This window comes from Janthinobacterium sp. PSPC3-1, from assembly GCF_049896105.1.
GTDB lineage: Bacteria > Pseudomonadota > Gammaproteobacteria > Burkholderiales > Burkholderiaceae_D > Janthinobacterium.
Genome location: NZ_JAFCTQ010000050.1, coordinates 24,463 through 35,813, shown reverse-complemented (window position 1 = coordinate 35,813; position 11,351 = coordinate 24,463). Strand labels below are relative to the sequence as shown.

General features: G+C 49.4%; 9 protein-coding genes. 3 read left to right on the top strand and 6 right to left on the bottom strand.

What is annotated here, in order from left to right; all coding sequences use genetic code 11:
- Positions 1-58: 58 nt before the first annotated feature.
- Positions 59-1,225 (bottom strand): hypothetical protein, encoded by a 1,167-nt coding sequence (locus ACP7B7_RS28915; RefSeq protein ID WP_426078993.1) that lies wholly within the window; start codon positions 1,223-1,225, stop codon positions 59-61.
- Positions 1,226-1,403: 178 nt separating this feature from the next.
- Between ACP7B7_RS28915 and ACP7B7_RS28910 the strand changes: the two genes are divergently transcribed.
- The 3 genes from ACP7B7_RS28910 to ACP7B7_RS28900 all read left to right on the top strand — a co-directional run bounded on the left by ACP7B7_RS28910 (position 1,404) and on the right by ACP7B7_RS28900 (position 2,845).
- Positions 1,404-1,751, top strand: coding sequence for a CzcE family metal-binding protein (locus ACP7B7_RS28910; protein ID WP_071650240.1), 348 nt, complete (start codon positions 1,404-1,406; stop codon positions 1,749-1,751).
- 325 nt (positions 1,752-2,076) lie between these two features.
- Positions 2,077-2,376, top strand: coding sequence for a sulfatase-like hydrolase/transferase (locus ACP7B7_RS28905; protein WP_374198813.1), 300 nt, complete (start codon positions 2,077-2,079; stop codon positions 2,374-2,376).
- Positions 2,366-2,845, top strand: a complete 480-nt coding sequence (locus ACP7B7_RS28900; protein WP_083287606.1) for a hypothetical protein — start codon at positions 2,366-2,368, stop codon at positions 2,843-2,845. Before ACP7B7_RS28905 ends, ACP7B7_RS28900 begins: the two co-directional genes overlap by 11 nt.
- A 262-nt stretch (positions 2,846-3,107) precedes the next feature.
- Here ACP7B7_RS28900 and ACP7B7_RS28895 read toward each other — a convergent pair whose 3' ends face one another.
- The 5 genes from ACP7B7_RS28895 to ACP7B7_RS28875 all read right to left on the bottom strand — a co-directional run bounded on the left by ACP7B7_RS28895 (position 3,108) and on the right by ACP7B7_RS28875 (position 11,347).
- Positions 3,108-5,210, bottom strand: coding sequence for a heavy metal translocating P-type ATPase (locus ACP7B7_RS28895; protein ID WP_083287605.1), 2,103 nt, complete (start codon positions 5,208-5,210; stop codon positions 3,108-3,110).
- 228 nt (positions 5,211-5,438) lie between these two features.
- Complete coding sequence (locus ACP7B7_RS28890) at positions 5,439-6,023, bottom strand: SIS domain-containing protein (RefSeq protein WP_071650239.1); 585 nt, start codon at positions 6,021-6,023, stop codon at positions 5,439-5,441.
- Positions 6,024-6,150: 127 nt separating this feature from the next.
- Positions 6,151-6,561: an MgtC/SapB family protein gene (locus ACP7B7_RS28885; protein WP_426078992.1), complete on the bottom strand. Its 411-nt coding sequence runs from the start codon at positions 6,559-6,561 to the stop codon at positions 6,151-6,153.
- Between the two features lie 426 nt (positions 6,562-6,987).
- The gene (locus tag ACP7B7_RS28880) at positions 6,988-7,650 is read right to left on the bottom strand and encodes a winged helix-turn-helix domain-containing protein (protein WP_071650237.1); all 663 of its coding nucleotides are present in this window, start codon (positions 7,648-7,650) and stop codon (positions 6,988-6,990) included.
- 511 nt (positions 7,651-8,161) lie between these two features.
- The gene (locus ACP7B7_RS28875) at positions 8,162-11,347 is read right to left on the bottom strand and encodes a CusA/CzcA family heavy metal efflux RND transporter (RefSeq protein WP_070289056.1); all 3,186 of its coding nucleotides are present in this window, start codon (positions 11,345-11,347) and stop codon (positions 8,162-8,164) included.
- Positions 11,348-11,351: the final 4 nt, after the last annotated feature.

Below are 11,351 nucleotides of genomic sequence, written 5' to 3'. Positions count from 1 at the left end.
TCATCGTAAAATCCATCGCCCCAGGGCAGATTAGAACTCCAATTGTTGGAGGCGACAACTATTTTGACAGAGGGGGCCTGCACAGCAGCCTGTCATCAAGTGCCTTGATTCTGGCCACCGCCTTACTGCCCTTGCCATGCCAGACCAACCATTTGGCGCCGCGAATATCACGCTCCATCGACTCGTGTCCAAGCGAGTCGATGGTCTTTTCGCCGGAAATCGAGTTCAGTGCCGCCTGAAACTTCATCGCGATATGAAACCAGTCCAGGATACGGCCGCGCGCGAGCTGGCTTCCTTTGACGGCTTTGCTGAATTCGCCGGCATCGTCGCTAATCACCGTCACGCGCTGATTGGGCGCCACGCCGCAACGACTGAGAAACTGATCCAGCCGTGCAGCCGCCGATGCGACTTCCTTGTGGACGTAGGCGTAGACACGCGGCTCGCCGTCGACAAAAGTCGCGCGGCCGACGACGAGATTCACATGCCGACCCAGACCCCGAATGGAGTCGGTGTGACGAAGCCAGGCCGAATCCACGCTGACTGCGCCGACATGCTCGGATTCACTGTCACTGGGCTCTGTGACGACCTGCCTGGCGATATCACGTTCGATTTCGGCATCGAGCAGCTTGCCAACAACGTGGATCCGATTCCTGGTGCCACTGAAAGAGATGCCCTGATCCAGCGGCAAAAGTTCTTTGAGCAAATCGGTCGCCGCTCTGAACGGCAGATGGGCAGCCCATTTGACCTGGAGGTAGTTCAACTCGGGTGTCGTGTGTTCGGGCAGCGCCTCGCTCAAGGGACTGAACGTACGTTTTGGCGCGCCATGGCAATTGCATGACCACAGTCTCGGGCTCGGCACGGTCACCTTGCCATATACGGTGCGCACGACACGCGCCCGGCTTTCCTTGTGCTGCAAGGCTGCGGCGCAAAACCTGCAATGCATTTGTCCGGCAAGCCATGAATCCACTTGCTGCATCACCAATGCGCGCTGCACCTCGGCCAAAAGAGATCTCCCCTCGGAAAGCGTGAGACCCAGCTGTGAAAGACTATGGTCGGGACGCTCGATCACCGCCAGAACCGCATTGTCTGCTCGGCTGGTATCGTCGTCTCCGTCAACGATGCGTGCCTCTATAATCAAACGCATGACCATCTCCCTCGCCGTTGCGATACCCGTCAGATTACCGCAATCATGCCGAACCGAAAAGAATGCCGCCGAATGTTGCATCAGGTCATCTCCCCAGGTTTTGCACGCACTCGTTGATGGCGGTAAAGATTGGGTAGCTGACGCTTACTGTTGTAATGCAAATGTAATGATTCGGCCATTCCGGTGTGCGATCACTTCTATAAAATGAACTCACCGAATTCGAAGATTCTTTCACCACAACCATGAGGCAGGAGATCAAATGAACTTAATCAAAACCAAAATCATCACCGCGTTTGTGATTGCATCCCTCAGCCCGCTAATTGCCACTGCTCAGTCTCAGAGTAAAGTCATGGCTAAAACCAACCTTGGCAGCACGGTCCAAACCCAAGCAGTAACACGTAGCGTCACAATTTTGCCATCTACAAAATATGTAAATGTCAGGCAGGGAGATGTCGTTACATTCACCTCTGATGGAAAACAGTTTACCTGGCTATTCGATACTCTTCGCCCTACAGATGATTTTGATCTATCCTCCATTGCACCAGCCGAAATGAAAACGCATGGTGTTCGCGTATATGTGGGATCAAATCCTCTTTATGCTAACTAGCTGATAACTGTTTAACCGGCACATGTTATTTCCTTGCACGTGGCATGTAGCCCGACAGTGTAGCTTGTTACTCGCGTAGCTAAAGCCTGCCAAACAGCCTGCCAAACCGCTACGCGAACCGTAGCTTGCAGCATACATCTACGTGCCAGACTTATACATTACTTGCTAGTTCCAGAAGCAATAGCTTTGCACAGCCAATTCATTTTTTCTGCAATATCCAGAAATTCGTGCCCCTCCTATCTAATATTCGAGATAAGAATATACGATGTATACTTCGCGGATATTTTTCTATGCGATGCTGGGAAAAGGTTGATCGAATACAGGCATCCGCCATCGAATTAACTATTATCCACTGATTCATTCTCTTACATATCATTTAAGTTGTTTTTTTGGAACGCCTTTTGTTATATCCCCCATAGAACAGCGCCACGTACCGATGCTTATATGGATGTCAGATGGCTTTCAAGACAGACTGCGACTCAAACGTTCTTGTCTGGACGCGCGACGCGCCTTGCCTTACTCGCATGATAATGTATTCCATTCGATACTGGGATTGCTCGGCGTAAGCACCTCAGTTTACAAGCCAGAGCTTGATATCTTAAACGGATGCACCAATGCAGAGTAAGGCATACTCCAAGGCATTGCTCCTCTTAGCTGTTAGCGCCGGCTTGCTATTATGGATGGGGCAGGCCGCTAATATCGACATGTGGCTAGCAGGACTGAGCTTTGACGCCCAACAGCAGGTTTTTCCGTTGCGAAATTCATGGGTGACCGAACGCCTGTTACACAAATATCTTAAAAATTCACTGAATTTACTGGCTATTTTCTTTGCTATTCTAACCATGATCGGCTGGAAGTATCCGGGAAAGTTTTGGAAACCCAAATTCGACCGCCGCATCCGACTAGTCATTTTATCGTCGATACTGGTTCCTGCGACTATCAGTCTATTGAAGAGGAGTAGCCGGTCGCACTGCCCTTGGGATATTGATCAATTTGGCGGCACCGTGCCTTATTACCGTCTTCTGGAATTTATGCCGGATTTCGTTATAGCCGGAAATAGTTTTCCTGCCGGACACGCTTCAGGCGGTGGCTGATTTCGTTATGTGTTTTTTGGCTACCGGCCGAGCCAAAAAAGGCTATTCCTGCGGGCGTAGCAGGTTTTGCGGTGGGGTTGACCATGGGTATATCACAGCAATTACGCGGGGCCCATTTTCTGAGCCATACGTTATGGTCGATCTGGTTCGCTGCGGCGTTAATCCTTGTTCTTTATTGGCTCTGCATAGCGCCAAAGAGGGAGGATTTAAGAAAATAAATTTCGGCGCGCTACCGTTCAGCTCTGGTGCGCGCCCTTTCTTTTTACGCGATGGTTTTTGCAGATTTAATATCACCATAAACCAGCAAACGTAATGCATTGATGACAACCAGCAACGTCGATCCTTCATGGAATATGACCGCGGTCCCAATGTTCAAACCCATTATGGTGGCTGGTATCAATACTGCGACGACGCCCAAACTGACCCACAAGTTTTGCTTGATGATACGACTGGTGCTCCTGGACAGTCCTACGGCGAAGGGTAATTGTGCAAGGTCGTCTGCCATCAGTGCAACATCTGCCGTTTCTAGCGCTACGTCCGAACCCGCAGCGCCCATGGCGATTCCAACTGTTGCATTTGCCATAGCTGGTGCATCGTTGACGCCATCGCCAACCATGGCGACTTTGCCGTGCTTATCACGAAGTTCCTTGATCGCTTCGACCTTTTGCTCTGGCATCAGGTCGCCACGCGCCTCAGTTAAGCCTACGCTTTTGGCAACCGCATTGGCAACTTGCTGATTATCGCCTGAAATCATGATCAGGCGATCGATACCCAAACCACGCAGCGCCGCCATGACCTCTCCTGCCACTGGACGAGGCGTATCCATGACGCCCAGTACTCCCAGAAAGCGTTTCCCTTTAAGAACAATCATGGTCGTACGCCCTGCTTCCACTAGTTTCAGATCAGCGTTGAGCACGTCCACCGGCAGGACATTTCCATCTGTTTCCGAAAAAAAGACCGGCTTGGCAATGTACACGAGTTCTTCACCGACCATCGCCTGTACCCCGCGCCCCGTAATGCTCTTGATATCGGACGCCTGCACTGGTATCACGGAGTTCCCTAGTCGTTCCTTTGCACCGACCACCACGGCGGACGCCAGCGGATGGTCACTATGCTCCTCAATTGCCATAGCTACTGATAACAGTTCCTGTTCGGTCGCCCCGTCAGCTGCAACAGCATCAGTCAGCTTAGGCTTGCCTTCAGTGAGAGTGCCGGTTTTATCAAAAGCAATTGAAGTAAGCGTGCCTAGATTTTCCAGCGGCGCTCCTCCTTTTACCAGAACACCACCCCGCGCTGCCCTTGCAACACCGCTCAATACAGCACTTGGTACGGAGATGGCCAACGCACATGGGCTTGCGGCAACCAGGACAGCCATGGCGCGGTAAAAGCTGTCCGAGAAAGGTTCATCCACCACAACTCCGGCAAACAGCAGAATGGTTACCAGAACAAGAACTGCCGGCACGAAGATACGCTCAAACTTTTCGGTAAAATTCTGTGTCGGTGAGCGCTGCGTTTCTGCATCGGCAACCATCTTGACTACGCGCGCCATCGTCGACTGATCCGCACGCCGAGCCACCATGACCTCGATGACGCCACTACCATTGATGGTGCCTGCGAACACGCGGTTTACAGCTGCGACCTTGTCAAAAGCCTTCACCGCCTCTGCAGGATCAGAAGCGGGTTGCTTGTCGACGGGAACGCTTTCGCCGGTTACTGGCGCCTGGTTCACACTGCTGGTACCCCGGGTCACCACACCGTCAGCAGGAAGGCGTTCGTTCGGTCGGACAATCACGATATCGCCAAGCTGCAGTTGTGACACTGGAAGCTCAATCATCGTCCCATTCCTGCGTACGTTGGCCGTTTCGGGAGCAAGCTTGGCCAATGCCTCGATCGCACGACGTGCACGCCCCATTGCATAATGCTCCAGCGAATGCCCAAGGCTAAACAAAAACAGTAATAGAGCCCCTTCCGCCCATTTTCCCAATGCCGCAGCACCCACGGCAGCGACCAGCATCAGAGTGTCAATTTCGAAACGACGCGCACGGATATTCTCGATCGCTTCCTTGGCGGTAAAAAATCCGCCGAAAAAATACGCTGCAACAAATGATGCAGTAGGCAACCAGCTTGGGCCGAACGAGAATTTTTCGATCCCCCATCCTGCCAGCAGCAAGATGCCCGATACACCGGCAAAAATGAGTTCCGCATTTTCACCCAAAGCACCACCATGCGCATGGTCGTGGCCAGCATGTTCATCCTTGGGGCGGTGATCGGCTGCCACCTGCCCAGGATGGTCGTAGGCTTGCGCAGCCTTGTCAGGCTGGTTATCTTCTGGTCCGCCTTCAACGGGATGTTTAGTTGCATTCATGGATTAATTCTTTCATGTCAAAGGAATTATGGAGCTTGCGCTGTGGAACATCGGTCGTACTTAACATTTTCCGATACCGCATCTTTCGCGCAGCTATTGAAACAGTGTCTTTAAGAACCATCCCTAACGATGGGGAAGTAAAAAAACAGTATAAACCAAGGACAAGTTTTATCTCATCAGGTAAAAATTCTCTGCATTCCAGTGAGGCCGGATTTTCACATAAATGTACTAGTAGTTTTCAGGAAAGCGCGAACGCTCTACCAATTCGATCAGTATGTGAATAATCTTAATATGCATCTCTTGCACGCGGTCTGCATATTGGCCAGCTGGTGCACAAATACAAACATCGCATAGTGGCTCAAATTCCGAACCCGCCTTGCCCGTCAATCCAATTACCTTCATTCGGAGATTGCGGGCGCTGGTAACAGCCATAATGATCGACGGACTTTTTCCGCTCGTACTGATGGCTAACAGCACATCGCCTTCACGCCCATGCGCCTCCAGATAGCGAGAAAATACCTGGTCATATCCGAAATCGTTTGCAACACACGACATATGGCTTGGGTCACTGATCGCTGTTGCTGGCAGACCAGATCGATCATTACGGAAACGCCCAGTAAACTCTTCTGCAAAATGCATCGCGTCGCACATGGACCCTCCGTTACCACATGTGAATATCCTTCCTTCACCATTAAAGGCAGCCAGCAAGACATTTGCTGCACGCTCTACCCGCTGCAGCCCAGATTCGTCGGTTAGAAATGTATCGAGGGCCTGTTTAGCATCGGTCAAACTTGCTTTGATGTGTTCCAACATAGTTTACTCCGAAATATATTTTAAAATATCTTACTATTGATAATAATTTTAACTTCATTAATTTTAACAAATAACTATACATAAAACTTCACAAGAAATATTCGTAATGATGGGCATTCATGATCATTCATGTATTTAATTTTCTGAGACGTAGTGTCAAAAAAGTTACAAAACTCAATACCACGGCGATATCGTACAAAGCAAATCCCACTGCAGCGCCAATTGCGCCAGTCACCCACACTGTCGATGCCGTGGTATTTCCGCGCATCTCGCTACTACTCTTGAAGATAGTACCGGTACCAATAAATCCAATCCCCACAATCAAACCGTATAGGACCTGCGCTAACTGTGGTGAATTTTCACCGAGCGCACCGATTCCAATTAAAATAAAACCGCAGCTGGCCATTGCAACTATAGGAAATGTCCGCAAACCTGCGCCACCATTTGTTGCCGACTCTCTGTCCCACCCAATTGGCAATGCCAAAGCATAGGCGATCAACGTATCAATAATGTGAGAAGCGACTTCAATCCAGCTCATTGATTGAAAGCGAAGCATCAAAATATAACCTTCTTTTAATTTATTAAAATTTTGGACTGCACAATGGTTTTAATGGCGTCGCCGTTTTCGCTTTCGTGGATGTCGAGTCGGTAGAAGAATTTCTTTCTTTACCAACTTTTTTCTACGACTCGACAGCCGCATCCATAACACGAATCCCATGAGCAGCAAGAATGTCAGAACGGATGTACCCAAAACTGTCCAAGTGACCTCCAGATGAAAATCAGGCATCTCTGTAAGATTGCGCGCCCCCACGCTTTCAATTGGTTTATTTTCTACTATCGGAGAATTTTTAATCGCATCATTCATTTCAGATCTCAATTAATATGTGAGATGTATGTTAAAATTTATATAGCTTTTTAATTTTTATATTTTGTATTTAGAACGCATTCAACTCCAAAGGAATTTTTAGCATGGATTAGCCATTAAATATCCTTGGCCATAGGCGGTAGTAATAATGCCCGCACCCAGTTTGCGTCGGACCTGACAAATATGCACGGCTAGCGTATTGCTTTCAATCGTAGCAGCTCCGTCATACATCATTGCTTCTAGATGCTCATGTCCAACAACATGTCCCTTCCCCTGCATAAGGGTTAGCAGGATCCGGTATTCGTGATCGCTAAGCCGGACTGGCTTACCAGCACGCGTTACACTACGCTTTACGACGTCAATTTCAATATCGCCCCAAGTTATTAAAGGCACCATACGGCCCTCACTTCTTCGGGTTACTGCGCGTACGCGCGCCCACAGCTCATCAAATTCAAATGGTTTCAGCAAATAATCGTCTGCACCAGAATCAATCCAAGTTATACGCTCACTCACCTTACAGGATTCGGCTGTTATGAGTACTGGTGTCACGTCATATTGAGCACGCATATTTCGAAGCAGGTTCAACCCGAATTTCGAAGATAGATCATTATCGATTAGGACAATAGAGTAACTCGTCTCAAGCAAGGCCAATCTTGCTGCGATAAGGTCTTTCACATGATTGATCCTCCAGCCATTTTTCAAGGCGCTATCAAATACCTTATCGGCAAATGAGATATCACTTCCCAGCAATAATATACGCATGACTCCCCCCCCATCTTTACCAAAAAATTATTTTTATTTGATTGTCAAATATTTTATTTCTATAAAATTTTTGTGATTAACCAATTTAAATCCGGCAACCAATAGGACACAGAATCAAAAACAACAAAAATCAACAATAAAACGAGTGCCAATATCAACAATTTTTCGCCGATATATTTTATAAATTCTCTTTCATTTTTCATTGATACACCAACTCTTTCCCTATACATCATATCAATGCACAATTAAATCGCAATATTTTTTGAAAAAATTCAATTACTGCCAACCTTCTGATCGCGCTAACCAAGAAGAAATTCTAAAAATATTAATTAATAATTTTCATTTTTAATAAAATAAATAATAATTACATGCAGTATTATCGAAATCATACTTTTCTACTGTGCCCATAGCGGTATTGTGATTTCTGACCACGTCTATGTCGCTCTTTTTCCGCCCAAGCGATGCCATGCTTGGGCGGTTTGTTATCAATTGTCGTTAATCAATATGAGGATCAAGCAGGAAGTTGATCTTTTTCCTGGACAGTACCGGATTCAGCATCCTCATCCTTGCCATGTGCTAAGCGATAAAGCAGCGGAAGGACCAGTAGCGTTAGCAGCGTCGATGAAATAATTCCCCCAATAACGACTGTCGCAAGTGGCTGTTGTACTTCCGCACCTGTGCCGGTCGCAATCGCCATCGGAATAAATCCCAGCGATGCCACTAATGCAGTCATCAAGACTGGTCGCAAACGAGTCAGCGCACCCGTCGTGATTGCCTGGTCTAAGGACATGCCCTCATCGCGAAGTGTCCGGATAAAGGAGATCATCACTAAACCGTTCAGCACGGCCACACCAGACAAGGCGATAAAACCGACTGCAGCGGAAATCGAGAGCGGAATATCGCGCAGCCAAAGCGCCAGAATGCCGCCTGTCAGCGCAAACGGAATGCCTGTGAACACAATCAAGCCGTCCTTGGCGTTATTGAACATCACGAATAGCAAGGTAAACACGAGGAATAATGCGAGTGGCACGACCAGTTGCAGTCGCTGGGTTGCTGACTGCAGTTGTTCAAAAGTCCCGCCCCAGATCATCCAGTAACCAGGTGGTATTTTGACTTCCTTCTGAATCAGTTTTTCCGCTTCGGGAACGAAGGTACCAATATCGCGCCCACGCACATTCGCGCTCACCACGATGCGTCGCTTGCCATCCTCCCGGCTGATCTGATTAGGACCTGGTGCAAAATCGAGGGTGGCTACTTCGGAGAGAGGGATGAAACTAACTTCCCCGGCCGCACCGTTCGTTCCCGAAGAACGTGCCAAAGGAATAGGCAGGCGCTTGAGTGCCTCCAAGTCAGTTCTCAGATCTTCCGGAAGCCGCACGATGATGTCGAAACGGCGGTCACCCTCAAACACGGTGCCGGCATTTCTTCCGCCTGTAGCAATCGCCAACGCTTCTTGAACCGCGCCGACATTGAGGCCATAGCGAGCAGTCTTCTCCCTATCGATATTGACAGTGAGCATCGGCAGGCCGGAAGTCTGTTCGGTCTTGACCTCCGCCGCGCCGGGGATGCGAGAAAGTACACCAGCGATTTGCGCCGCTGTCGCATTCAGGACGTCCATATCGTCGCCAAATATCTTGACGGCGACATCGCTACGCACCCCAGAAATGAGTTCATTGAAGCGCAACTGAATGGGCTGTGAGAACTCATAACTGTTGCCAGCGTAAGTGGCTGCCTCCGCTTGTACGGCCGCTAGTACTTGCGCGCGGGTTTTTTTCGGACTCGGCCAGTCTTTTTCAGGCTTAAGCATCACATAGCCGTCTGAAATATTCGGCGGCATCGGGTCAGAAGCAATTTCCGCAGTACCTGTACGCGCGAAGACCCGCTCAATTTCCGGAAACTTGGCCTTCAGACCAGCTTCGAGCTGTTTCTGCATTTCGATCGACTGGGTCAGGCTAGTCCCCGGGATGCGCAACGACTGAATCGCAAAATCGCCTTCGTTCAGATTGGGAATGAACTCGCTCCCCATCCGACTTGCGACAGCACCCGACAGTACGATAAGCACGACTGCAGAGGTTACCACGACAGCTTTATTGAGTAACGCCTTGGCCAGCAAAGGCGTGTATAAGCGCTTGGCGAACTCCATTACGCGATTTTCTTTTTCAGCAACATTCTTGCCGATAAACAGTGCGATAGCGGCCGGGATGAAAGTGAGCGACAGAATCATCGCGCCGACAAGTGCCGCGACAACGGTAAATGCCATTGGATGGAACATTTTTCCTTCCACACCGGTCAGGGCGAAGATAGGAATATAGACGATCATGATGATGAGCTGACCGAACAACAATGGGCGACGTGCCTCTTTTGCCGCAGCAAATACCTCATGAAAACGTTCCGCGCGAGTCAATGTGCGTTGATGATGCGCTTGCGCATGAGCCAGACGGCGTACGCAGTTTTCTACAATGACAACGGCTCCGTCGACGATGATGCCGAAGTCAAGGGCGCCGAGACTCATCAGGTTCGCGCTGACCTTATAAGTTACCATCCCCGTGAACGTAAACAGCATGGCCAGCGGAATGACCATCGCGGTGATCAGAGCAGCTCGTATGTTACCAAGGAATAGGAACAGTACGACGATGACCAGTACCGCGCCTTCCATCAGATTTTTCTTAACGGTATTGATTGCCTTGTCAACCAGCACGGTCCTGTCATAAACAGTGACGGCTTTGACACCAGCGGGCAAAGTGCGGTTAATCTCCGCCATTTTTTTGTCTACCGCTTGCGAGACGATCCGACTGTTTTGTCCAATCAGCATGAAGACAGTACCCAACACAACCTCGCGGCCGTTATCGGTCGCCGCACCGGTACGCAGTTCACGCCCGAGTTCGACTTCGGCCACATCACGAATGCGAATCGGTACCCCTTGAACGGTATTGAGAATAATATTTCTCATATCCTCCAGCGACTTTACCTGGCCAGGAGCGCGGATCAGAAACTGTTCACCACGTTTTTCAATATAACCGGCACCGACATTGTTGTTGTTCGCGTCCAGCGCAGTGACGATGGCCTGAAACGTCAGGCCATACGATGACAGCTTTGTCGGGTTCGGTGTAACGTGATATTCCTTTGCAAAGCCACCTATGGAGTTGATTTCCGTAACCCCAGTCACGTTGCGCAATTGCGGCTTGATGATCCAGTCCTGGATTTCACGCAAATCCGTCGGCGTGTAAGGCTGGCCATCGGCCTTCTTTGCGTTCGGCTCACTCTCAACTGTCCAGAGATAAATTTCGCCCAAACCCGTTGAAATTGGACCGAGTACCGGAGATACGCCTTCAGGCAAGCGTTCTTTCGCTTCCTGCAATCGTTGGTTGACCAGTTGCCTGGCGAAGTAAATATCCGTTCCATCTTTAAAGATGACGGTAATCTGCGACAAGCCATAACGCGACAATGAGCGCGTCTGCTCCAGACTTGGCAAGCCGGCCATCACTGTTTCGATCGGAAAAGTCACACGTTGTTCAACTTCCAGCGGCGAATACCCTGGTGCTGAGGTATTAATCTGAACCTGGACATTGGTAATATCGGGTACGGCATCAATTGGCAGCTTTTGGTAGCTGAAGATACCAATACCCACCATGGCAATAACACCGAGTATCACCAACCATCGATGCTCGATGGAAAAGCGGATTATGCGTTCAAACATTTGA

Bases quoted from the DNA above. Each gene is read 5' to 3' on its own strand.
- ACP7B7_RS28895 (WP_083287605.1), bottom strand. From the start codon at position 5,210: ATGAATGCAACTAAACATCCCGTTGAAGGCGGACCAGAAGATAACCAG.
- ACP7B7_RS28890 (WP_071650239.1), bottom strand. From the start codon at position 6,023: ATGTTGGAACACATCAAAGCAAGTTTGACCGATGCTAAACAGGCCCTC.
- ACP7B7_RS28875 (WP_070289056.1), bottom strand. From the start codon at position 11,347: ATGTTTGAACGCATAATCCGCTTTTCCATCGAGCATCGATGGTTGGTG.
- ACP7B7_RS28885 (WP_426078992.1), bottom strand. From the start codon at position 6,561: ATGAGCTGGATTGAAGTCGCTTCTCACATTATTGATACGTTGATCGCC.
- ACP7B7_RS28910 (WP_071650240.1), top strand. From the start codon at position 1,404: ATGAACTTAATCAAAACCAAAATCATCACCGCGTTTGTGATTGCATCC.
- ACP7B7_RS28880 (WP_071650237.1), bottom strand. From the start codon at position 7,650: ATGCGTATATTATTGCTGGGAAGTGATATCTCATTTGCCGATAAGGTA.
- ACP7B7_RS28900 (WP_083287606.1), top strand. From the start codon at position 2,366: ATGCAGAGTAAGGCATACTCCAAGGCATTGCTCCTCTTAGCTGTTAGC.
- ACP7B7_RS28915 (WP_426078993.1), bottom strand. From the start codon at position 1,225: ATGCAACATTCGGCGGCATTCTTTTCGGTTCGGCATGATTGCGGTAAT.